This window comes from Roseimaritima multifibrata (assembly GCF_007741495.1).
Lineage (GTDB): Bacteria > Planctomycetota > Planctomycetia > Pirellulales > Pirellulaceae > Roseimaritima > Roseimaritima multifibrata.
Map to the genome: position 1 here is coordinate 1,467,194 of NZ_CP036262.1, position 22,655 is coordinate 1,489,848.

Consider the following 22,655-nt stretch of genomic DNA (forward strand, 5'->3'; position numbering starts at 1 on the left):
ATCATGCTGGATGCAATCATTAAGTTCTCGCTGCGATATCGCATGCTGGTCGTCGTGGTCAGTCTGTTTGTGCTGGTCTACGGATCGTATCTGGCGACGCAGATGTCGATTGACGTTTTCCCCGACCTGGATCGTCCTCGTGTTGTCATCATTACCGAAGCTCCTGGATTAGCAACGGAGGAAGTCGAAACACTGGTGACGCAGCCGATTGAGATTGCTCTGATGGGAGCCAATGGGGTTCAGGCAGTTCGCAGTCAATCGACAGCCGGGTTGAATGTGATCTATATCGAATTCGATTGGTCCACCGAAATTCGTGCGGCTCGCCAAACCGTGCAAGAACGCTTGTCGACACTTGAAGGTATTTTGCCGGATGGAATTCGACCGCAGATGACTCCTCCTTCTTCGATCATGGGGCAGATTATTGTCGCGGGGATTTACCGGCAAAGGGGGCCTGGCGGTGGACGATTGGTTCAGGTCGGCAATACGGAAATGATGGCCGAAATGGTCCGCGCTGGAAAAAAGAACATGCAGTTCGCCATTTGGAATCCAGGCGATCGCCATGATTTCGCAAGCTGGAAGAAAGTTTCAACACAGGAAATTCAGTGGGAACAGGATCCCAGTACTGACGCTCGGCTCCAAAAGTCCACCGTCGGAACCGCTGCAATCCGAATCGATGGGAAAACTTACGACGCTTATTTTTACAGCGACGCAAAACAGCAGCTGGAACTGCGAACCGTCGCGGACTGGATCATTCGTCCGCGGTTGTTGAAAGTAACCGGAGTGGCCGAGGTCTTTATGCTTGGCGGAGATCGCAAGCAGTACCAGATTCTGATCGATCCCACTGCATTGCTCGAATACGATGTCACCGTGCAGGACGTCGAACAGGCACTGCGATCCAGTAACATCAATACCAGCGGCGGCTTCGCCGTTACGGGGGAAACCGAGCGGCCGATTCGTATTCTAGGACGGTTGGGGCCAGAGTCACGCGTTGTGATCGAAGACCTGAAGAAAGTCCCCGTCGGTAACCATCCGAAACGTGCCGTTTTGCTGGAACAGGTTGCTCGAGTCATCGAGGGGCCGCAGATCAAGCGTGGTGACGGCAGCGTCGATGGGCATCCTGGTATCGTTTTCACAACCGTCAAACAGCCTCATGTCGATACACGCGAACTGAGTGACGCAATTGCAGCAGCGTTTGACGAAGTCGAAGCATCCCTGCCCGCCGATATCGTTGTCAATTCGGAACTGTTTCGACTGAGGAACTTTATTGACCGGGGTATCTTTAATGTTGCCGAAGCGCTTGCGATCGGAGCGGTGCTGGTCATCATCGTGCTGTTTTTGTTCCTGCTGAACTTTCGCACGACTTTTATAACGTTAACCGCAATCCCGCTATCGCTTGTCCTGACCACTCTGACTTTTCGTGTGATCGGTTGGCTAAGTGGTAGTGAACTGTCAATCAATGTGATGACGTTGGGCGGGATCGCCGTGGCGATGGGCGAATTAGTCGACGACGCAATTGTCGATGTGGAAAATATCTTTCGACGGCTTAAACAGAACAATCGCCTGCCGCTTGAAAAGCAGAAGTCACCCCTACTGATTACTTTTGAAGCGAGCAAAGAGATTCGGACTTCGATCGTGTTTGGAACCGCGGTTGTGATCCTTTCTTTCATGCCTCTGTTTGCTTTGTCAGGCGTGGAAGGTCGCTTGTTTTCGCCGCTGGGGTTCGCCTATATCGTTTCGATCCTTTCGTCATTTGTCGTGTCGATGACCGTCACGCCGGTCCTTTCTTACTACCTGCTACCGAATTCGCGTGCGACGCACCATGAAGGAGACGGCTTTCTGTTGCATGGGTTAAAGGCGATCGTGACCCACATGATCCGCCTAAGTATGGCGATGCCGCGAACGCTGTTTGTGTTGACATGGTTGGCCGTTGCATTGGCTGCGTGGCAAATGTCGATGTTAGGGCGAAACTTTTTGCCTCCTTTTGATGAAGGAAGCATTCAGGTAAACGTGACGCTGCCGCCGGGGTCATCCTTGGATGCTTCCAATGAAGTTTCGGGGGCGATTGATTTGGTCTTTCAATCGATGCAAAAAAACGCTGATAATCCGACGGGGGAAATTTTGCATTTCGTTCGTCGTACGGGGCGCGCTGAAATGGACGAGCATGCTTCTCCGGTGAACTTTGGCGAATACATTCTTAGTATGAATCCCGAATCGCCGACCGAACGGGAGCAGATTCTGGCGACCCTTCGTGAAAAAATTAGTGACGAAGCTCCTGGAGTGGACATCGAAGTCGAACAGCCATTGGCCCACTTGATCAGCCATATGATCTCGGGCGTTTACGCTCAGATTGCGATCAAGATTCACGGCGACGACCTGGATACCCTGCAGCGTGTCGCCGAGCAGGTTAAAGCGACCATTCAGGACGTGCCAGGAATCACGCCGCCGATCGTGGAACCCATTCAAGAGACGCCTGAGCTGCACATCGCACTTCGCGCTGACGATCTAGCGTTGCATGGAGTGACTCGCCAGTATGTCGCAGACGTTTTGCAGACGGCGTTACAGGGGGAGGTCGTTTCTCAAGTCTTGGAAGGCCAGCGGCGGTTCGATTTACTCGTCCGTCTGGAGGAAGAGTATCGCACGGATTATGCAAACCTGGATCGGCTTCGAATCGATTTGCCCGACCGTGAGGGGCAACCAGATCGAGGACAGATCGAACTTCGTGAAGTCGCGGATGTCGGGGTCGGAACCGGACCGAATTCGATCAATCGCGAAAACGCACGCCGCCGGATCGTGATTCGCTGTAACACCGAAGGCCGCGATTTAGCGGGCGCCGTCAATGATATTAAGAACCGTATTGGTAACCAGGTTGAAATGCCGGTAGGCTATTTCATTGAATATGGAGGCCAATTCGAAAGCCAGCAACGGGCGACGCGAATGATAGTTGTGTTGGCCGGAGTTTCGGTGATCGGGATGTTTGTGGTGCTGTTGATCTTGTTTCCCTCGATTCGCATTGTGCTGCAAATCTTAAATGCACTTCCCACAGCGTTTATCGGCGGCGTGATGGCACTGGTGATCACCCAGCAAAGTCTGACGGTGGCAAGTCTGGTTGGGTTCATCTCGCTTGGGGGCATCGCGGTACGCAACGGTATCTTGTTGGTGACTCACTACTTTCACCTAATGAAAGAAGAAGGAGAGGACTTTACAGAGGAAATGGTTTTGCGAGGCAGTCTGGAAAGGCTTGCACCTGTGTTGATGACCGCGTTGACAGCCGGTATCGGTCTCATACCACTTGTGCTGGGTGGGCAAGAGCCGGGGCGTGAAATTTTGTATCCCGTCGCCACCGTAATCCTCGGCGGGCTTGCAACATCGACCTTCTGTGAATTTCTGATTCACCCAGGATTCTTCTGGAAATTCTCTGGCAAGGATGCCGCTCGACTTGCCACGCTTGAAACGGAGGATGATGAATTTGGAATGAAATAGGCCAACCGTCGTACCGTCACTATTTTGTCTTTGCCTGCGTCAGAAATTGTCTGCCGAACACTTAAGGAATTTTTAATGAAACTCTCTGCCATCACATGCTCGATCATTTTTTGTGGGCTCATCGGATTCACTGGTTGTAAAAAGCAAGAGGAACCCAAAGCGGATCCGGCGGGCTCCGGTTCTGCAGCGTCTGAGGAAGGAAGCCATGTTCATGCCGATGGAACCGCACACGCTGCCCATGATGGGCACATGGCAGGCCCGCACGGCGGCACTGTGGTCGATTGGGGTGGCGGAGAGTACCACGTCGAATTTACCGTCGATCACGATAAACAAGAAGCGACTGTCTATATCCTCGGATCGGACGAAAAGTCCCCGGTCCTGGTCGACACTAAATCGATCGATCTGAGTATCAGTGATCCTGTCCTACAGCTCACGCTCGCCGCGGCCCCTCAGGAAGGAGACCCCGCAGGTGAAACGTCGCGGTTCGTCGGCACTCACGAGAAACTTTCTGTCGTCAAAGAGTACTCGGGAACAATTGTTGGCGTCATCGACGGAACCCCGTTCTCCGGTGATTTTGAAGAGGAAGCCCATGACGATGGCGAGCATGCACATTCGCACGCTGGGGATGATGCATTGGTCTGGGAAGGCGAGCCAAAGAAGCATTCCGGGTTGCTGATTCAGCTTGGGCACCACGGACAACATCTGCACGCAGGTGAAGAAGTCGAGCCCGCCGTATCGATTGTCCGCGGCGGAAAACCTGTCGCCGACGCCAAAGTCTTTAATGCCTTGGTAAGTGCGGATGGTGAAACCGTTTTGGCAAAAGAAGTCGCCACCGTTTACGAACCGGCCACGAAGGCGGAACCGGCTCACTACGCACAAGGAGCCCTCGCAATTCCCGCTGGAGTCGCAAAAGTCATCCTCCGCTACCGCATCGTCGTCGCGGATGGCGAGCCCGTAACATTCGACGTCCCAGTGGACGTTGAATAGGTCTTGCTACGCTCTGCCCAGCGTAGTTGCGTCATCACCGTAGCTACCGTCGCCAGACGGTGGTTCCGGCTGGATGATTGTCACGATGGGCACCACCTCATCAGGCCTTGGCGAAAGAATCCCTCGATTGCCAAACGCAAAAGAGCCCACGGTCCATGACCGTGGGCTCTTGTTCTGAAGTTAACCGTTCGAAGCACTTGGGGAGAAAAGCCTTCGAGGGAGCGTTTAACGCAACAGAGTCAACGAGAAGACAGGGCCAGCTAGGGCCACGTCGACATCTTCGGGATCGATGCCTGGCACTACGCTTAAGCTGCTGTATTGTTGGTGCTCGAAACCGACTGCTGCGACCATTTTGACACCGCGACCAAGATTGCGGCTGTAGTCCAGTCCCAAACGCATTTCGGTGATGGGCACGACAGAGTTGTCGATGGAGTTCGCCGGTGCGTTCATTTTGCCGTACAGTGCGCTATAGCGAGCTCCGGCATAGAAGCCCAATCGGTTGCTGATCGAACGACGTGCTTCTCCGTTCAATGTGAAGCCCACGCCATCCAATGAACGCGCTCCGGAAGCATTTTCGTCGGTGAAATCGATCGATCCCCAGCGGATACCACCCGAACCCAAGAAATTCCAGTTGTGTAGTTTCAGGCGGCTGGTTCCCTCGATGTCATACATCCGCACATCGAAATACTCATTGGGAGCTCCGCCGTCGGTATCGTATTTGAAGAAGCGGCCGCGAAGTCCCAAACCGTGCGCGCCTTCATAGCCAGCTTGTAGTCGGAAGCCTGCTTGGGTGTCGAAATCGTCAAACCATCGGCCTCCACCGCCACCGGCACCGTGATTGGCGTACAGTGACAACAACGGCAGTTCGAACGTCGCCGACCAGTCTCCGCTCCGATGTGGTCTGCAGTGCCCTTCGCAGACGTCGTAGTCCGCGTGGTTGACCAGTTGAATGGGTTCGTCAACAGCATTCAACGCTTCTTTGAAACTGACAGGCTGAGTCGTTTCGTCGGCCTGTGCTGCAACTCCGCACAACATGCCGATAGATAGAATCGTTGAAAAAAATAGCTTCTTCATTGCGACATTCCGTTGTTCGTTGGGGTCATTTGCGCCGGTACACCTGACGCTTTGAGCTCTAGCAAGGTCGACGCATTGGTGTGTGTTTGTGCACTGCGAAATCGCGGCGTAGTGCAATGCCCGCGATCGTTAGAACATCGCCAATGGTTAAAATCTGACAACGGCCTGGAAAGTGCCTCGGTAGAGGGTTCGCGGAGGCTCACTGGGCTGGTGGATTTCGTGCGAACGCCCCTGGGGGAAGTGGAATTCACCGGGCTGACTGTATGATCTCTTTTTAAATCACCAAACCTTTTTGTTTGGATCATGCAGTGGCCCACATTGGTCGGGTTCTTTCGTTTGTCGATTAAGAACCGTAAAAGGCACTAGCTCTTGCAGGCTGATTAATGCCCCTCTGTCGCGGCAGAGAAACGCCGCGCTGCCTGCCGTCGGTAAAGGTGCCGTTCGTACCTGATGCTTCTTCGGACTTCGCCCCTTCTTTGGCGGCGTTGAACGACCGTTCTGAGATTTCGCCACAAGGGGCATCCGAACATGGAATCAGAGACGAAATGACAGGGGGGCGTTTTCGCGTGGCAAAGCGAATCCGTACGGCGAACTTGAACGGCGAATCCTGTGCATCTGGAGTCGTGATCTTTATATCAGCCGTTCAGTTGTCATGGCGTTCTTCGCACCCTGCATGTATTGGTCTTCTCAAATCGCCCCAAGGAAGTAGTGCCCTGCTACTAGATAAATGGCTCCCGCCAGCGTTGCGGTTAGGAGGGCATAAGGCAGCTGGGTGGTGACGTGATCCATGTGGTCGGCGCCTGCGCCAAACGATGCCAAGCAGGTGGTGTCGGAAATCGGTGAGCAATGATCGCCAAACAATGCGCCTCCGGTGAGTGCACCGATCGTCACCAGCACACTGCTGGAGACAAGATCACCCGACAGGGCCAACGATAGCGGCATCACAAATGGAGTTAAGATCGCGTAGGTTCCCCACGACGTTCCCGTGAAAAATGAGATCAATGCCGCGGTACCAAACGTCATCAGTGGTAGCAGGCCGGCGGTCATCCAGGGACCAACGCTTGAGAGCACAAACTGAGGAGCTCCCAATGATTTTGAGATCGAATTAATGCAGTAGGCTGCGGCTAAAATTAGGACTGCGGGCAGGACGGCTTTCATCCCGCTGATCGCAACCGACATCCCCTCTTTAACGCTGCTGAAGTGCTTTCCAAGGGCCATCGCAATCGCCATATAACCGATGGCTGCGAGGAACGCCTCCAGGATCATCGTCGATCCGATAAACCAGAATGTCCCAAGCGAAATGCCGATAATCATCAGATTGGGAATCAGGAAAAAAAGAAGCAAATTGGGCGTTCCACGATCGCTGGGCGAAATCAAATCGAATTCGATTCCGGTCAATGGTGTTGCTCCGTCGCGAAGCACTTTGCCTGTCGTTCGGGCTCGCTTTTCGGCTTTTCGCATCGGTCCAAAATTTGGGAAAATTTGGAATGCGATCAATCCCGCCATGATCACGGTCAACCAACCATAGATGTTGTAGGGAATCGACTGTATGAATACCGCCATTCCTTGTTCGGCTGTATCGATGGGGCCATAGCCTTGAAGCAGGGCTGCGATATAGACCGCCCAGCCGCTGACAGGAATCAACGTGCAGATCGGAGCGCTTCCCGAATCAAGGATGTAAGCGAGCATTTCACGTGACACCTTATGCCGATCCGTCAGCGGACGTGTGATCGGCCCGCTGAACAAAGGGCTGAAGTAGTCACTGAAAAAGACACAACCACCCAGGATCCAGGCAAAACCTGTCGCCGCTCGTGGGGATCGAACTTTCTCCAACGCCCAAGCGGTAAATGCCTGTATCGCTCCGACGCGAATGTAAAAGGCAATCAATATGCCGACCGAAAGTTCGATCAACATCACCCAAATAAAGTCTTCGTTCCCCAGCGAGTGCCGCAGCAGTTGCGCCAACCCGGAAACCGGATCGTATCCTGCCAGAACCACGCCGACGATGCATCCGATCAATAAGGATATGACGGCGTCTTTCAGCACAAACGCAACGGCCAACGCAACCACGACAGGCAGTAACGATAAAAATCCGATCTCAACTTCGATACCCACTGGCGGGTTGCCTTTCATTCAGTGCATTCTAAAACCGCATCCGTGCACGATTGGTGCAGTACGTTGCGCCCTACTTCAGCATTTGCGTCAGTTGGTCCGCTGAATGTTCCCCTAGTCCATAGCGGTCCATCGTTCGTGGGGCCTCTGCCAGATAGTCTCGGTCCATCAAAACCGAAACGATTTGGATCAGGGCGGAAATATTGGAAACATCGACATTCAATTGTTCACCCAAGGACTTCAGGAAGACCAACCCATAGCCAACATCTTCTTGGAAATAGCGGTTATCAAGTTCGCTTTGTGCCTTGATTCCTGCAAATCCTCGAGCGGTCGAGAAACCTTTGTCATAGTCGGCGATCTGCATGTAGCCTTGTAGGCACCCCAGTTCTGGGTCGGGGATAATCTGCAGTCCCAACTTGCTTCCGATTGCGACCCGTTCTTTGTCGATCGCCTCCATCAATCGTCCGACTGCGGGTGTGACTCCCTCTTCATAGAAGAAGAAATCGCCGCCGGTGCGTTCAATCAAGGCAGCGTTTAACAGGGTGACCGCTGGATGGATTACGGGGTTGCCGTTTTGCAAACTGGTTTGTAAGACGTTTGTCGCCGGACTAATACACGGGTAGACGTCCTTCACACGGCTGAGCACCTGATCGGTGTTTTTGGCAGGATGAGCCGCCAGAAAGACGCCCGCTTTCAATTTTAGGAAGACGCGAATTTTTCCAGGTTCTGTCAACCGCACGGCATAGGGCAACGTGGAGGTCTCGGCCACGATAATTCCATCGTTTTCAAGATCGATTTCAGCGGCTTTGACGAATTCAAAGCTGCCGCCGCAAGAACTTGGGCAGATCACCACGGTTTGCCCTGGGCGTAGATGTGGTTTGCACGCTTCTGCAAAAGGAGCAGTGCTGTAAGCAGGTCCCACAGCAAAGATCATTTCGGCCCCGTCTAGCACATGGGCAATATCCGCTCCGGCGTACTCTATCGGCGCAAAACCTTTTAGTTGATCTTCGGAATGGATGCCGCCCGCTTCACTAATAGCGTTAGTATTTTTGGGAAACCGATCAAAGTCGAACAGTCGTACGGTATGTCCGTGCTGAGAAAAATCAAAGGCCATGGCGCAGCCACCATTGCCGGAACCCAAGATAGCAATCTGCATGTCATTTCTTCTTTCGTTGGTCAACGTTGTTGGTCAAAAGGATTATGAATTTCGTTTGCGGTAGGAAAGAGGTGTCTCCCCAAGCATTTTTTGAAATCTACGGCAAAGCTGCGAAGCACTGGAATATCCGCAAGACGCCGCAATGCGTTCGAGTGTCATGTCAGTATTCGCTAGCTGAGTCTTTGCCTTCTCAAACCGAACCCTGCGTATTTCATGGCCCAGCGTATGCCCGATTGTCTGCAGGAATAGTTGCTCTAGTGAGCGTCGAGAAATGGGGATCTGGTTTAGGACGTCCGAAACATTGATTCCTCGACTGGCATTTTCGCGAATGAACCGAATCGCTTGAACCACTTCTGGACGGTCGTATTTTAGGATGTCCGTCGATTGACGAACCGCAACGTGCAGTGGTTGGATTCGAATGGGCTGCCGAGGTGCTGCTGCTCCATCCAGCATTTGGTCCAGTAAAGCAGCCGCCTCAAAGCCATGTTGTTTTGCGGCCAGTACAATTCCGGACAATGGTGGGCTTGAAATCGCACTAAGCAGGGCATCGTCATCTCCGGTAAGGACGGCAAGGTCCTCAGGGACGCGGAGGTTCAGGAAGTGACACCACTCTGTGACCAGTCGTCCTTGCCGTCCATCCGCCGTGAATAGGCCTGTGTTTGCTGGTAGTTTCAGTAGCCACTTTCGGATTAAATTCTGCTGGGATTCCCAGTCATGTTTGAACCATACCTTGTCCTGGAACTTCCAGAATAGATCGCACTCGTGCCCCGCCTGTTGTAGTTTGGCTTGAACCTTCGCAACACGATGCTGTGAATATTGTGGGTGAGGAGGGTTGAAGCAGGCTAGCTTGTCACGCTCCAGTGATAGTAGGTGTTCGACAATCAAGTCCGCACGCGCTTCATCATCGGTTACCACGTTCGCAATGAGTGGATTGTAGGTTCCCGGTGTAAGCGTTTCTAAGTCGACGATGGGGATTTTGTAGGCAAGGTGCTGGCGTCGGCTTTGATGAGAAAGGAACCGTGAAATGATTCCATCGCCTCGCCAGCCAGGCGGCAATTGCAGTTTGCCATTCGAATCACGAGGAGCACACAGCAGTCTCCATCCACCATGTCGCTTCGCGTATTCAGCGATACCCTCAATCGCGGCAAGGCTCCATGAACCCTCGGGGTCAAACAGGATTGCCACCGATCGTTCACCGCGCGATGAAGTTGTTTCGGTTCGCGGAATTGCCATGGGTTAGCTAGGGAACTGCGGTCATAAGGAGCCTGGTGGAAAAACGAGAGTACTTGCCGGAACCTATCTAAGCAACCGTATCGAACGAACTTTGGTGGCTTGAAGGGTTGCGCAAATTGCTGTTGTGTTTGCGCAAATTTATTATTGTGGCAAAGCGTATCCAGACCTAAGCTTGGTCAACGTGGGGCAGCTGGCATCATCAAGGTAGACCTCGGTTCAAACCGCTACCAAGCCATGGCTTTGTTTCTTTCGTGGAATGTTGCCGAGCGCCAATTCACTGTCTTCGACGACCTAAAGGTAGGCCAATGCCCTCTGATAAACTCACATCCCGCTCCCGCTATTCTGGGACTCACGGCTTTACGCTTGTTGAACTTCTAGTGGTTATCGCCATTATCGGAGTCCTCGTTGGTTTGTTGCTGCCCGCGGTCCAGGCAGCTCGTGAAGCGGCTCGGCGGATGAGTTGCACGAATAACTTAAAGCAGATCGGTTTGGCGTTGCACAATTACCACGACACCTTTCAAACGCTCCCGCCAGGGTTAATCGATGATTCGAGCAGCCAGTCCAGTGCGGTTGCAGGCTGGGGATGGTGCGTCTTTATTTTGCCGGGGATTGAACAGTCGGCATTGTTCGATTCGATGCAAGTTAACCAGAAAACACTAAACGAACATCGTGGCAGTACCTCCGAAACGGTGACAACGGTCGAAACGACTACGCCAATAGCCGTGTTTGAGTGCCCTTCCGATCCAGGCCCAAGCATCAATGTCAAGCGTGGAGGGCATGCGAAATCGAACTATGTGGGCGTCTTCGGCAGCGGTTTTTCAACGTCCAGTGCCGGTGGCGGGTATCACGATTCAAATGCGAAAAGTTCTCAATTTAACGGAATGTTTGCGGGCAATAGTAGGGTTCGTTTTCGAGACATCCGCGATGGTTTGAGCAATACGTTTGCTGTTGGCGAGGTCCAGTCGGATGATAAGAACGCAGGCGTTTGGGTAGGAAACTTTGGGGCGAATCGTTGGGGAGGCGTATACTTCGACGCCCGGATTGGGTCGCTGATCAATGCGACCTCCGGGACCAATCCAAGCTGGGCAAGCACCGCCAACTTTAGTAGTTTTCATCCAAGTGGTAGCCAATTCGTCAAGGCGGACGGGTCGGTTGGTTTTGTCAGCGAAAATATTGACGGTCGAACGTACGAGAATCTAGCCAACCGCAAAGACGGTAACGTGATTGGCGAATACTAGGATCCATGTGATGATGAATCGTGACTCGGTAAAGGATCCGCAAGCAGATGGGGGCCCCGACGCAGCGCTGGGCGTGTTGTGTTGGCAGGAGGCTGGGTGTCCGCGCGGGCTTCAGCAATTAGAAACGCTGACTGGAAATAGCACCAATGCGGATTCCTATCGCTATCCTGTCTTGTTTCGACGGGTGCCGGGGGCCAACCTCGATTCGGTAGTGTTGTCGCCCGATTTTCGTGTCATGCAAGCGATGATTGATGCCGCCCATGAACTGGTGCAGGCTGGCGCGAAAGCGATCACGACCAGTTGTGGGTTTAACGCGGTCTTTCAGCAGGAGATTGCAGCTGCGTTGGACGTGCCTGTGTTCACTTCAGCTCTCCTTCAGATTCCATTCGTCCGTGCGATGCTGGGGGTGGACAAAGAGATTGTTGTTATCACCGCGAGTGGTCGCTCGTTGACAAAACGGCATTTTGAAAGCGTCGGTGTGTCCGACCTGCGTGGTTTGAAGGTGATCGGATTGGAGGATAACAAGCAGTGGAACAAAATCTTTTCCGCTCCCGAAGAAGAGATTGACATTCGTCAGTTTCGTGCCGACCTCGTGCAACTTGCTTGTCGTGCTTCGCAACAGGGAACAACCCGGGCGTTCGTCCTTGAGTGCACCGATCTGCCGCCATTTGCAAATGATATCAGCCAGGCTACGGGCTTGCCGGTTTTCGATTTTATTTCGATGTCCAACTTCGTGTTCAACGCCACCAATCATTCTTGAATGAATTTTGTACTGAAAGTCGTCACCCATGTTTGTTAAGAAGAACTATCAGTCCGTTTTGATTGCCGCCGCTATTTGGGTTTGCCAGCTGTCGTCTACAGTGGTCGCCGCGGAACTGAATGTCTCTGACTTTAGCTTTGACGGTGAGTATGGGTCCGCGGGGGCCTCCCTTGAAAAATTGGGAAGTAACCATTTCTTGATCCGCCTGAAATCGGTGCCAGAATTTCCAGCTTGGACAAACATGGTTCAGTTTGTCATCAAAAGCAATGCAAAGGGAAATCCATTGCAGATTGATTTGGAAGTGCCACCGTCGGGGAAAGGGTTAAACGAAAAGGGGGTGCGAGGATTTGTCAGTTGGTCCGCGAATCAAGAACATTGGAATCCCATTCCGCGAACGCTTATCGAACGTGATGGAAAAAAATACGTCAGTTTAGTTTTCCCTGAATTCACGCATGACAAGATTTATGTCGGTGGTGAAGTTCCGCTTTCCTACGATCGCTGCGTTGCACTGCTGAAGGAGTTCCAGTTGGACCCCAATGCTGAGTTGCATGAAATTGGGAAATCTGTTGAAGGGCGAGCCATCTATCGTCTGACAGTCACCGATCCTGCCGGCCCCGTTCCTGCAGAGAAACGTTGGGCGCATCATTTCGTCAATCAGCATTGCTATGAATACAACGCTCAGTGGCGAATGATCGGCATGATCCGCTATTTGTTAAGCGAAGCAGGTGCCGAATGCCGTCAACAGCACGTCTGGCATTTTGTTGTGCAGATGAATGTCGACGGGCCCGCTTCGGGGTTGGGACGAGTGAATTTGCAGGGCCGTGATATGAACCGATCCTATTCGGCGAAAGGGTCGGGGGTTGAGAATCAAGCCTATGAATCATTCGCCGTCCAGCGGGATCTTGAGCGGTTGATGACGTCGGAAACGCCAATCACGACTACATGGTCGATGCATACCTGGGATGGTCCCGTCGTTGAAACGATGGTTCGCCCAGGCTCCGAAATGGGCTCGAAGGTTGGCGAGTGGAAAGAGCTGCGTGACATCATCGGCGAGTTGGATACCAAGGGGCAATTTAAAAAATTGTATAGCCTTGGTGATAAGGGGCTCACACCCAAAGCTTGGTGCAGCGGAACGTATGTTCAATTTGGTGTTACCGCCTTTTGTTGCGAGGGTGGCGGGCACATTATGCGTCTGGAGCAGACACTACATACCGGCGAAGTGCTGGCCAAGGCACTGCACCAGTTTTATGGAAAAACCACGCCGTAAGTAGGCTCTTTACCCGTTCTGTTCAAGGCGTGTTTGCTTGGCATCGCGTCGTTTTAATCAGCTCGTGTTGTCCCGGTTGTAACATCCCTTCATCGCATGAATCGATGGTGGGGGCGAGGCAGCACGTCGCGGTACATTGAGATTCGAAAGATGAAAATTTCAGGAACGTTTTCTGTTCTTTGTGCAGTTGTTTTGCTTTTTGTGGGATGCACTGGCAACAGTGATCGTCCTGAGCTTGGATTGGTTACGGGGGTTGTCACCGTGGGTGGCGAGCCGGTCGAGAGTTTGTTGGTAACGTTCGTTCCCGATGAAGGACGCCCTTCCTCGGGGGTGACCGACGCACTTGGGCAATACGAACTTGAGTACATTGGAGCGAGCATGGGGGCCAAGCTTGGGCACCATCAGGTTCGGATCACAACTCTGGACATCGGGGAACCCAATCGTCCGACTCGGGAGTTGGTACCAAGCAAGTTCAACGTTCAGACCGAACTTACGGCGGAGGTCGAGGCTGACGACAATCGATTTGACTTTGCGTTGTAGATCGCTGACTCAGCCGTTTTCTTCTCGGTTGCGGCGGTCAAGTTCTTCTTCGTAGGCGATGTCGATCATGTGAAGGATCGAATCGACGTCGGCTGACTTTGTTGAAAATTTGAATTTGCCGGTCAGTTTCAGATCGGGATCCAGTTCACTCTTTTCGTGTAGTTCCCACATCTCTTCGGCGTAATGGGAATTCGCTAATTCGGGAGCGTACTGCGCGTAGTACTGTGTGATATTGCGAACGTCACGCAGCAACATGTCCTTCGCATTGTTGTTTCCCGAGGCACTGACGACCTGTGGGAAATCGATAATGACGGGGCCCGTTTCATCCTGGAGGACATTGAACTCCGATAGATCACCGTGGACCAAGCCGGCACACAGCATGCGCAGTACATAGGTCATGACGGTGGCGTGATCTTTTATGGCTTGCTCGGCCGACATGGTGATGTCGTTCAGCCGCGGTGCCACGCCCCCCTCTCCGTCAGTGATCAGCTCCATCAATAGCACGCCATCGAAGAAGCCGTATGCCTTGGGGACTCGGACACCCGCTTCGGCAAGTTTATACAGTGCGTCCACTTCGGTCTGTTGCCAGACGACTTCCTGCTGGTCTCGGCCAAATTTGGAACGCTTTTCGATTGCCCGTTGCCGGCGGCTGTTCCGGATTTTACGGCCTTCCTGGTACTGCACCGCATTCTTGAAGCTCCGTTTCGCCACATCTTTATACACCTTGGCACAGCGAGTCTCTTCGCCGCAGCGGACAAGAAAGACCTGGGCTTCTTTGCCGCTCATCAGCGATCCCAGGACCTTGTCGACAAGCCCGTCTTCGATAAGTGGCTGAATACGCTTAGGGACTTTCAAGATGCTACCGATTCAGAAGCATGGAAGCTTCCGCAGGAAAGGATGGGTGAATAATCAGGAGCCAGCGTCCCTAAAGTAACACCGCCACCTAGGCGTAGCGTAGCATGACCCCGTAAATCTCGTAAAGAGGCTCTGAATTGCCGCCGTCTTAGGGGGGGGCCTGGTCGAAGACGTCAAAGGGGGCGGCGGGATGGCCGAACCCCCGTAGCCTGGATATGTTGCGGTGGACTTGCCAGAATGGGCCTGGTGATCGATACATCCCTCAACGAATCCAGGAACGAAAACGGATGGGACAACTTAACGACGTGGGCGAAGCCGACGGATGGCGGTGTTGGTTGTGCGACGAGCCGGTCGACCCCGAGATGTCTCCCAACGACCCTCGTGGAGCCAGTTTGGATTCGCGAATCACCAAAGCCAGGGCGAAGAAAAAGAAACAGGACAAGGGAAACGTGCCGTCCGAACGCTTGGCACACAAGAGCTGCAACACGGGTAAAGGGGCCAAGGATGCGGTGGTCCCTTGGCCCGATCACCTGATTGTCGCTGACCCCGCACCGATCATCGCAGCTGCCGAGCGGCTTGAACGAAAAGGGGGCCGTGAAATCATGGCCCGTTGCCCTACGCATGAAGACGCTGTCGTCGTCGGTGCTTGGCTGATCGATCGGCTCTCTCGTCTCTCTCCCGGCTTGAACGTGCACTCTGACGTCGCGAGCACCGGCGGCCAATACCTTGTTAGCTTGCACGCGAAGTAGCAAACGCTTTTGAGCTTTTCCTCTCACAGCACTAGATACGACAAGTCTCTTTAGAAGCTTCCAGGCTGAGAGGTTGGCAGGAAAAAGAGGGCAGAAAAATCGAAGCGGATGTAGTCCGTCGCTGCACGGTCATCCATGGAATGGTTTTTCATTTCATTCCTAAATTTTCTTGCCCCCATCTTCTTGCCCCATTTTTCTTGCCTCCTAAAAACAAACGATAACCGGTTCCGTATTCCGGGCAGCGCGGCAGCCTGCAGTTTCCGTCGGTCCTTACGCGTTTGTTTTCTAGTCGTCTGAATCTTGGTGATTGCTAACCGTCGGAATTTCTTTACATTCAACGTGCACGCTCATTTTCTCAACCAATTAGGAAACATCATTATGGCTTCGACAATTGTTGTCTTGAAATTCCATTCACCCGAAGGTGCCGAGCAAGGATTGGCCATCGCTGTCGATCTGCAAAAGCAACATCTACTTGAAATACAGGATGTTGCAACGGTGACATGGCCCGAGGGCAAGAAAAAACCGAAGACCGTTCACGGGCTGGATGCATGCGGCGGCGCCTGGTACGGCGCGTTTTGGGGCATGCTGATCGGCTGTATCTTCTTTGCTCCTTTCTTGGGGGCGGCTTGGGGGGCAGCCATGGGCGCACTCAGTGCGAAGTTTGCTGACTATGGTGTTGGCAAGGACTTTATCGAGAACGTGCGTGGCAAGGTCACCGAAGGTTCGTCCGCGTTGTTTTTACTGGTTGGTCAGGTAACGACCGATCGCGTTGTGGAAGCCTTTAAGTCCGCTCCTGATTTCGAAGTTATCTCGACGAACCTTTCGGAAGACCAAGAAGAAAAACTGAAGGAAGCGTTTGCCCACTAGTGGTTTACGTAGGCTGAAGTCAAAGCGCAGGGGAGCTGGTCTTTCTCGATAGTTTGTCGGGAAAGAAGCGTTCCCTGTGCGTTGGGCTTCTTGCAGGTGGCTTTCGACGTGTGGGCATTGGGTGATCTTTGTGTCCTGCCCGCCCCGGGCTGTCGTTTCAGTCGGAAGCGGAGGCAAATTGTTGGCTTTCACTCTGCGAAAGTAACTCCAAAAGGAAGTTCGTTTGCGGAGCGAAAGGCGACAAAGTAGGTTCTCTTTAATGAATCTGCCGCAGAAAAGCTGCTGATTGTGCGTGTCGTGCGGGCTGGAACGATAATGCCGCGCCGATGGGAACTGCTGTAGCAGATAGAGACGTCCTTCCGATGAAGCTGGTGATGCCGACCGTGCGATTTGGAAGAACCAATGCAGTTCAAACGATACAGCCTAAATTTGATCCCTGACGTGATTGTGCGGCCTGCTAGCAAGGTTGCAACGAACGTACTTACATTCTGTATGGCCGGTATCGTTGTCTTGTCTGGATGCACGACCTCGTTGCGGCAATGGAAGCAAAATGGGTTTAAGGTTGGCCCGAACTACAACCGGCCGGTCGCGCTTGTTGAATCCGATTGGATCGATTATGCCGTCGATGATCGAGTCCTGCAGGTCTCCGATGACAGTGACATGTGGTGGCACGTCTTCAATGATCCGGTGCTGGATGATCTGATCGAAACCGCGTCTGAGTCGAATTTGACGCTACGCACCGTTGGGACTCGAATCACACAAGCACAAGCGGTGCGAGGGATTGCCGCCGGTAATCTGTTCCCGCAGGTGCAACAAATGTTTGGTGGATACGATCGGGTTCAGGTCAGTCGAAATATTGCGAACTCGGCACCCATTAAACACTTTGACCAGTGGGATACGGGCGCTAATTTGTCGTGGGAAATCGATTTCTGGGGACGTTATCGGCGGTCGTTGGAATCGGCCGACTCCGCTTTGGATGCCAGCGTAGAAGGTTACGACAATGTGCTGGTCCTATTGTTAGCCGATGTTGCGTCGTCGTACGTTCAGATTCGAACGCTACAGGAAGAGCTGCGACTGGTCAACGAAAACGTGGCGTTGCAAAAAGAGTCGCTGAGGATTGCGGATGCCCAGTTCCAATCCGGAGCGGCGGATCAGTCGGATGTGCTGCAATTGCGGAACAACGTTCAGCAGACCGAATCGCTAATTCCTGCACTGGAGGCGTCGCTGCGTCAATCGAACAATGCTTTGTGCATCCTGTTGGGCTTGCCTCCACAGGACCTGGTTGCACAGCTGGGGACCGGTCCTATTCCGACAGCGCCCAAGCAGGTCGCTGTGGGAATGCCAGCAGAACTGCTTAGACGCCGTCCGGATATCCGACAAGCGGAACGATTGGTGGCCGCTCAGTCGGCACAGATCGGAGTCGCTGAGGCTGAGCTCTACCCCGCATTTGGTATCAATGGAGTATTGAACTGGCAGGCAGACACACTGGATGGCGTCTTCTCACCGGGCAGTCTAGCTGGATCGGTTGGGACCGGATTCTCCTGGAACATTCTGAATTACGGTCGCATCAGGAATTCGGTCCTGCTGCAAGATGCAAAGTTTCAGGAGACGGTGTTTTCTTATCAGGAGACCGTGCTGAAGGCACAGCGTGAGGCAGAGGACGCCATCGTTGGTTTTCTCAAATCACAAGATCAAACAGACAAATTGCAGCTTGCCGTCGCCGATATTTCCGAGCTGAATGATCTATTACTTGTTCAGGCCAATGCGGGGGCGACCGACTTCAATCGTGTCTTCGTTGTCCAGTCTCAATTGACCGCCCAACAAGATAGTTTGGCGACCAGTCGTGGGGCGATCGCGCTGAATTTGATCCAGATTTATCGATCGCTTGGAGGCGGCTGGCAGATTCGGCTGCAGCCAACGTCGCAACCGTTTGCAGCTAATGTGCAAGGCGGGGAGGCCGATCAAACGTTGATCGGCGACGGACTTATCTCCGATCCCGTTCCGCAACCCATCGAAACGATTGAAGGAAACTAGCCATGCATCAACGCAATCAGGGAACAACTCTTGCAGGTCGGCTGGCCGTGTTGCTTATGGCGTTTGCCGTAGCCCCAGCGACGGCTGAAGATGCTGGCGGTGACGTGGCTCCGCCGGTAAAGCTGGCAGCGCCAACGGTTTTGGCGGCGCCAGCAGGCTTGGCAGCGCCGGTAACGCTGCCCACACCAAAGACGTTCAAGCCGCCCATCCTGGTGTGTGCTCCAGTCTATTGTCGCAAGCCGTTGCCTTGCTTGGCTCGTCCGCTTACTGGCTGTTGCCCCACCGTCGCGGAGCACTCAATACTACGACGGTTAGCGTGGAAATCGTGGGCCGACTGTGGGAGCCCCGCTTGCCATGGTGCGGACTGTGATGCGGTTCCGTCTATTGGTCATTCGCATGCGACGGTTGAGGAAACCGCTGCTTACGGAATTGGCAAAAAGTAGAGCCATTTCTTCAGTCGGATGGTCACTTTGCTGATCATTGCGAAAGGTTGTCCGTGATCGGTATAGATCGCGACCGCCCCTGGAGTCCCCATCGGCAACGAGTCCGCGTCGGTTGGGTTTTCCATTTTGAAGCGGACCGCTAGAAATCCGGCCGATCCAATCGAAGCGGCCGACGGAAGTTTTCCGCCTGTTTCAAATTGACCTTCGCCCGTTGCATCGATGATCGTGTCAACCGTTCCCCGGAACAGGTATCCAGGGCGGCTTTTGAAAACCATTTCAACTTGCTGTCCTGGTTTGACGTACATCAATTGATTTGCTGGGTAAGAAGCAACGATGCCTGTTTGGGAAGTATCGATGAACGTTCCCGCCGCAGCCAAGGGGATCGACGTGACGAAAGTGCCAGGTCGAATTTGCCAGTTGGTGATGAAACCGTCGGCGGGGGCTTTGACGGTGCACTGCTGCAAATTGAACTCAGCGATTTCGACTTGAGATCGCAGTCCATTGACGCTGTCATTGGCAGCGGTGACTGCGATTTGAGCCTGAGTCAGTCCTGCCTCTGCAGATGCTAGTCCTGCCTTGGACGCTGAATACTGGTTGCGTGCTTCTTCCAGTTTTAGTTTGGCGATTGCAGCTGGATTCAGTTTGTCAATGCTCATGGCGACATCCAAGCTGGCTTTGGCTTGAGCTATGTCCGCATTCGCTTTTTCGATGCCTGCTTGTGCAACCTTCACCGCAGCTTCCAGTTGCAGCACGTTGCTTTCACCCGCTTTTAGCTGAGAACTGGCAAGGTCCAGCGAGAGCTGGTATGGCGTCGAATCGATGTTGTACAGCACGTCCCCCTTTTTGAGTGGGACGTTAGGCTGTGCGGGGATACTGGTGACTTGTCCTTTGACCCAAGGCACCAACTGCACCACATAACGCGAAACAATGGCTTGCGATGAAATCGGGGCGGACGGTACCCACAGGACCACGACGGCTCCGATCATCAGCACTCCGGCAGCGACAGTGAGCGCAACAGGGTACGGACGCGGCTTTACTTTAAAGACGATGAACACGACAACAACGAAGGCCGTGTAAATCAAAGTTATGAAGGCGATCATTCAGGTGCTTCTTCCTTAACGGAACGTTCACTTCCCTGTTGATGCAGAAAAGCCCATACAAAAGCGAGTGGCCATAGTGCTCCGAGAGTCGCCAGGCTCATCCAGGAGGCCGCATTGATTGCGCTGGCTTGAGGATGCCCTCGTTTCGCTGCGATCTTTCCTGGAAGGGCGCCGATCGTCACGATCGCAACAAGCCCGATGACTACAAATGTTCCCAGGACGGCGAAAGCCATGATGTCAAATTTATCGATTTCCATCGCTGCTGTACTCCTCGTGACCACGTGTTTGCGATCACGTCCGGGACGTCGAATTTGCCACGCCCTGTACTCTTTGTGCCGAAATGGAGCGTCGCTGTAAATGAACATTGGTGATGCCATCTGTTTGAACAACTACTCTCTGAAATATTGCTCCCACTTTCGGTGACAGTCGTTCGGGAAGAACGGGTTGTGTCGCATGAGAATGCCATGTCGCGGTTCATGGACGGACGGGCAAGCCGTTCTTCTCAAGGGATCCGTCGGGTCGACCAAAGCGTTATAAACCCTACAGACGTTCCATCTTAAAGATCCTTCTATTTTGCTCCGGTTCAGGTCGATGAGGACTCTGGTGTGACCTTTAGGTGTGAAGGGTTCGGTTCCGGGATTGGATTCGGCTCTGTCTTTTATCGCAACAGCGGCCCTGGTCATAACGGCGTTCATGGAAGATCGGTTTAACGATTGTCACCATGCGGGGTCCGTTGTGCATACGCACCGTTTCATTGTAATTTTCTGCTTCTCGATGCTGCTGATCGCGGCCTCGGGCGGATGTTGCTGTGGTCGGTCCGATCAGCTCAAGGCACCTGGGATTGTGGCTCCTCTAGGGGCGGCTTGCTGGTACGATTGGCTTGCAAAGACAAGCGAACAGTGCCAGGACCCAATTGACGATTTTGAACTTGCTCGATTGCAAGCTTCGATTCGACCGACTCAATCCTCTTCGGTCTCTTTGGGTGAGCAAGCATTTGCAGTAGGGGAACGCCTGCACGCCAATCACGACCCGCGGGCTGTCGACTACTGGGCGCGATCGATCGCTTGGATGGACGACGCACGACGACAAAACAGCGACGTGCCCCCTTCGCGCTCATGCCGAACGTCACGCGTTCGCCAGAGTGCATGGATTCGAATTTTATCATGTGGGAAGGCCTATGGCCGGCTCGATCCAACATCGCATTTGCTGGTAAATGGTATTTCAGGAACCTGTCGCATTCCGGTCGCCCATCAAGGGTTCGCTTGGAAATCCAACGACTTTGATCGTTTGCTTGTGTTCGAACCTCCCACGGGTGAAATGGGGAACGTTCGTGGGCGAGGGATCCCGTTGGTCGTTCTAACTCAGAGCAAATCACCTGGGCTGATGCAGAATCAGCGGTGTGATTGCAGCTCTTCGGATGGGCAACATTCGGCCAGTTGCGATAAGTTCTTGCTGTCGCAAACTCCGTTTGCAGCCACGGCGTTGATCCATTTGCCGATTTCGCTATTTGAGGAAACGATTGCTTGCGACGAAGTCTGTTCAGGCAACGTCGATGTTGCCACCGTGACGCTCGTCAATCCGCTTACGGTCAATCCGATGGGCGGCGACGTCCAGATCGCGCAGAGTCCTGCGATGCCGCTGCTCTATGCTCGGCAAGCCAGTCAGTACAATCCCATCGCAGCATTCATCCGCGGTGACAATGGCGTCGATCGTCCAGAGCTGCGTTTTCTTGAGCCCTACCAAACCGACAAAATTCCGCTGATTTTGGTCCACGGCCTGGTCTCGGATCCAGCGACGTTTCTTGAAATGGCGGATGCGGTTCGCGCCGATCCGTTGTTACGGACGCGCTACCAAATTTGGGTTTTTAGATACCCCACCGGTGACGACTTCTTAAAGTCGGCGGCCGCCCTTCGCCAGAAGCTTGCTGAGGCGTTTGCATGTCAAAGTGCTGGGGCTGTGGAATGCGAGTTGCCCGCCACAGATCATCCATCGCAGCGCGCCGTGATCGTCGGTCACAGCCTGGGGGGCTTGTTGTCCAAGCTGCAGGTTACCAACAGTGGCGATCGATTGTGGCGTGCCGTTTCCAGTAAGCCGCTGGATCAGTTGCAGGGGACGCCACAAGACATTGCCGACCTTCAGAAATCTTTCTTTTTCAATGCCAGTCCGCATATCGGACGTGTTGTTTACATCGCGACACCGCATAAAGGCTCCCCCTGGGCGTCTCGAGGTATCGGCCGCTTGGCATCACTCTTAGCCCGCGGAAAGGCGAGCGATGGACGCGACTACGAAGAAGTCGTAGCGGCCAACCCCGGCGTATTCTCGGACTCGTTTTCTGGGACAGTGCAGTCCAGTGTGCAGTTGTTGCGTCCGAGCAGTTCATTGCTGCAGGCGCTTGCAGCGACTCCTTCCTCACCCGATGTCATCGTCAATTCAATCATCGGTGAACATTGTCGCTTGCCCCGCGCCGGTCAGTCCGATGTCGTTGTGCCAGTCGACAGCGCTTATCGCGAAGAAGCGGAAACGACCACGGTCGTCGATGCAACGCATACCTCAATCCTGCGTTCCAGCACAGCGCAGTACACGCTGCTGAAGATCTTGACCGAGCATCTTGCGGCGCCAGGCACGAATTGTGAACCGGACGAACATCCCCGCCGCCAATACTTGTCGTTGCCAGCGGAAGTCCAGCCCCCAAACCTCATTCCAGCTCCAATCCGCCTGTCAATTTAATCAAAAACAGTGGAAAAGGGGTCAGGAGCCTTT

At 53.5% G+C, this 22,655-nt stretch carries 18 protein-coding genes; 11 read left to right on the plus strand and 7 right to left on the minus strand.

Features of this window, described 5'->3' with window-relative positions; genetic code table 11:
* Positions 1 to 3: 3 nt before the first annotated feature.
* Complete coding sequence (locus FF011L_RS05530; RefSeq protein ID WP_145350679.1) at positions 4 to 3,480, plus strand: efflux RND transporter permease subunit; 3,477 nt, start codon at positions 4 to 6, stop codon at positions 3,478 to 3,480.
* Positions 3,481 to 3,555: 75 nt separating this feature from the next.
* Positions 3,556 to 4,467, plus strand: coding sequence for a hypothetical protein (locus tag FF011L_RS26180; protein ID WP_218933028.1), 912 nt, complete (start codon positions 3,556 to 3,558; stop codon positions 4,465 to 4,467).
* Between the two features lie 225 nt (positions 4,468 to 4,692).
* Here the strand turns inward: FF011L_RS26180 and FF011L_RS05540 are convergent, their stop codons facing one another.
* The 4 genes from FF011L_RS05540 to FF011L_RS05555 form a co-directional block, all read right to left on the minus strand.
* Positions 4,693 to 5,541, minus strand: a complete 849-nt coding sequence (locus tag FF011L_RS05540; RefSeq protein WP_145350680.1) for an Lpg1974 family pore-forming outer membrane protein — start codon at positions 5,539 to 5,541, stop codon at positions 4,693 to 4,695.
* A gap of 687 nt (positions 5,542 to 6,228) precedes the next feature.
* Entirely contained in the window at positions 6,229 to 7,674 is a 1,446-nt protein-coding gene (locus FF011L_RS05545; RefSeq protein ID WP_145350681.1) for a Na+/H+ antiporter NhaC family protein, read from the minus strand.
* Positions 7,675 to 7,726: 52 nt separating this feature from the next.
* Positions 7,727 to 8,809, minus strand: a complete 1,083-nt coding sequence (locus FF011L_RS05550; protein ID WP_145350682.1) for an NAD/NADP-dependent octopine/nopaline dehydrogenase family protein — start codon at positions 8,807 to 8,809, stop codon at positions 7,727 to 7,729.
* 42 nt (positions 8,810 to 8,851) lie between these two features.
* Positions 8,852 to 10,042 (minus strand): AraC family transcriptional regulator, encoded by a 1,191-nt coding sequence (locus FF011L_RS05555; protein WP_145350683.1) that lies wholly within the window; start codon positions 10,040 to 10,042, stop codon positions 8,852 to 8,854.
* Between the two features lie 305 nt (positions 10,043 to 10,347).
* On the opposite strand from FF011L_RS05555, the gene FF011L_RS05560 reads away from it, so the two are divergent.
* From FF011L_RS05560 to FF011L_RS05575, 4 genes are all read left to right on the plus strand, one after another.
* Complete coding sequence (locus FF011L_RS05560) at positions 10,348 to 11,280, plus strand: DUF1559 domain-containing protein (protein ID WP_145350684.1); 933 nt, start codon at positions 10,348 to 10,350, stop codon at positions 11,278 to 11,280.
* Between the two features lie 10 nt (positions 11,281 to 11,290).
* Entirely contained in the window at positions 11,291 to 12,040 is a 750-nt protein-coding gene (locus FF011L_RS05565) for an aspartate/glutamate racemase family protein (RefSeq protein WP_145350685.1), read from the plus strand.
* A gap of 28 nt (positions 12,041 to 12,068) precedes the next feature.
* Positions 12,069 to 13,307 (plus strand): M14 family zinc carboxypeptidase, encoded by a 1,239-nt coding sequence (locus FF011L_RS05570; RefSeq protein ID WP_145350686.1) that lies wholly within the window; start codon positions 12,069 to 12,071, stop codon positions 13,305 to 13,307.
* Positions 13,308 to 13,457: 150 nt separating this feature from the next.
* Positions 13,458 to 13,847 carry a carboxypeptidase regulatory-like domain-containing protein gene (locus FF011L_RS05575; protein ID WP_145350687.1) on the plus strand — a complete coding sequence of 130 codons (390 nt, stop codon included), beginning with the start codon at positions 13,458 to 13,460 and terminating at the stop codon, positions 13,845 to 13,847.
* A gap of 9 nt (positions 13,848 to 13,856) precedes the next feature.
* On the opposite strand, the gene FF011L_RS05580 is transcribed toward FF011L_RS05575, so the two are convergent.
* Entirely contained in the window at positions 13,857 to 14,702 is an 846-nt protein-coding gene (locus tag FF011L_RS05580) for a PA4780 family RIO1-like protein kinase (protein WP_145350688.1), read from the minus strand.
* Positions 14,703 to 14,989: 287 nt separating this feature from the next.
* Here FF011L_RS05580 and FF011L_RS05585 point away from each other — a divergent pair, with 287 nt between their 5' ends.
* The 4 genes from FF011L_RS05585 (at position 14,990) to FF011L_RS05600 (ending at position 18,795) form a co-directional block, all read left to right on the plus strand.
* The gene (locus tag FF011L_RS05585; protein ID WP_145350689.1) at positions 14,990 to 15,451 is read left to right on the plus strand and encodes a hypothetical protein; all 462 of its coding nucleotides are present in this window, start codon (positions 14,990 to 14,992) and stop codon (positions 15,449 to 15,451) included.
* Positions 15,452 to 15,829: 378 nt separating this feature from the next.
* On the plus strand, positions 15,830 to 16,318 hold the full coding sequence (locus FF011L_RS05590) for a DUF1269 domain-containing protein (RefSeq protein ID WP_145350690.1): 489 nt from the start codon (positions 15,830 to 15,832) through the stop codon (positions 16,316 to 16,318).
* Between the two features lie 402 nt (positions 16,319 to 16,720).
* Positions 16,721 to 18,352, plus strand: coding sequence for an efflux transporter outer membrane subunit (locus tag FF011L_RS05595; RefSeq protein ID WP_145350691.1), 1,632 nt, complete (start codon positions 16,721 to 16,723; stop codon positions 18,350 to 18,352).
* A 2-nt stretch (positions 18,353 to 18,354) separates the two neighbouring features.
* Positions 18,355 to 18,795: a hypothetical protein gene (locus tag FF011L_RS05600; protein WP_145350692.1), complete on the plus strand. Its 441-nt coding sequence runs from the start codon at positions 18,355 to 18,357 to the stop codon at positions 18,793 to 18,795.
* On the opposite strand, the gene FF011L_RS05605 is transcribed toward FF011L_RS05600, so the two are convergent.
* Both FF011L_RS05605 and FF011L_RS05610 read right to left on the minus strand, forming a co-directional pair.
* Positions 18,774 to 19,895, minus strand: a complete 1,122-nt coding sequence (locus tag FF011L_RS05605; protein ID WP_145350693.1) for an HlyD family secretion protein — start codon at positions 19,893 to 19,895, stop codon at positions 18,774 to 18,776. The two genes, FF011L_RS05600 and FF011L_RS05605, sit on opposite strands and share 22 nt — an antisense overlap.
* On the minus strand, positions 19,892 to 20,152 hold the full coding sequence (locus tag FF011L_RS05610) for a DUF3302 domain-containing protein (RefSeq protein ID WP_145350694.1): 261 nt from the start codon (positions 20,150 to 20,152) through the stop codon (positions 19,892 to 19,894). Before FF011L_RS05610 ends, FF011L_RS05605 begins: the two co-directional genes overlap by 4 nt.
* Before the next feature lie 586 nt (positions 20,153 to 20,738).
* Here FF011L_RS05610 and FF011L_RS05615 point away from each other — a divergent pair.
* A complete protein-coding gene (locus FF011L_RS05615; RefSeq protein WP_218933029.1) occupies positions 20,739 to 22,622 on the plus strand; it encodes an esterase/lipase family protein in 1,884 nt (627 codons plus the stop codon).
* Positions 22,623 to 22,655 lie beyond the last annotated feature (33 nt).

Excerpts from the sequence above, each read along its gene's own strand:
- FF011L_RS05540 (WP_145350680.1), bottom strand. The coding sequence starts at position 5,541 with ATGAAGAAGCTATTTTTTTCAACGATTCTATCTATCGGCATGTTGTGC.
- FF011L_RS05550 (WP_145350682.1), bottom strand. The coding sequence starts at position 8,809 with ATGCAGATTGCTATCTTGGGTTCCGGCAATGGTGGCTGCGCCATGGCC.
- FF011L_RS05545 (WP_145350681.1), bottom strand. The coding sequence starts at position 7,674 with ATGAAAGGCAACCCGCCAGTGGGTATCGAAGTTGAGATCGGATTTTTA.
- FF011L_RS05605 (WP_145350693.1), bottom strand. The coding sequence starts at position 19,895 with ATGATCGCCTTCATAACTTTGATTTACACGGCCTTCGTTGTTGTCGTG.
- FF011L_RS05570 (WP_145350686.1), top strand. The coding sequence starts at position 12,069 with ATGTTTGTTAAGAAGAACTATCAGTCCGTTTTGATTGCCGCCGCTATT.
- FF011L_RS05530 (WP_145350679.1), top strand. The coding sequence starts at position 4 with ATGCTGGATGCAATCATTAAGTTCTCGCTGCGATATCGCATGCTGGTC.
- FF011L_RS05610 (WP_145350694.1), bottom strand. The coding sequence starts at position 20,152 with ATGGAAATCGATAAATTTGACATCATGGCTTTCGCCGTCCTGGGAACA.
- FF011L_RS05585 (WP_145350689.1), top strand. The coding sequence starts at position 14,990 with ATGGGACAACTTAACGACGTGGGCGAAGCCGACGGATGGCGGTGTTGG.
- FF011L_RS05575 (WP_145350687.1), top strand. The coding sequence starts at position 13,458 with ATGAAAATTTCAGGAACGTTTTCTGTTCTTTGTGCAGTTGTTTTGCTT.
- FF011L_RS05595 (WP_145350691.1), top strand. The coding sequence starts at position 16,721 with ATGCAGTTCAAACGATACAGCCTAAATTTGATCCCTGACGTGATTGTG.
- FF011L_RS05590 (WP_145350690.1), top strand. The coding sequence starts at position 15,830 with ATGGCTTCGACAATTGTTGTCTTGAAATTCCATTCACCCGAAGGTGCC.
- FF011L_RS26180 (WP_218933028.1), top strand. The coding sequence starts at position 3,556 with ATGAAACTCTCTGCCATCACATGCTCGATCATTTTTTGTGGGCTCATC.
- FF011L_RS05600 (WP_145350692.1), top strand. The coding sequence starts at position 18,355 with ATGCATCAACGCAATCAGGGAACAACTCTTGCAGGTCGGCTGGCCGTG.
- FF011L_RS05555 (WP_145350683.1), bottom strand. The coding sequence starts at position 10,042 with ATGGCAATTCCGCGAACCGAAACAACTTCATCGCGCGGTGAACGATCG.
- FF011L_RS05565 (WP_145350685.1), top strand. The coding sequence starts at position 11,291 with ATGATGAATCGTGACTCGGTAAAGGATCCGCAAGCAGATGGGGGCCCC.
- FF011L_RS05560 (WP_145350684.1), top strand. The coding sequence starts at position 10,348 with ATGCCCTCTGATAAACTCACATCCCGCTCCCGCTATTCTGGGACTCAC.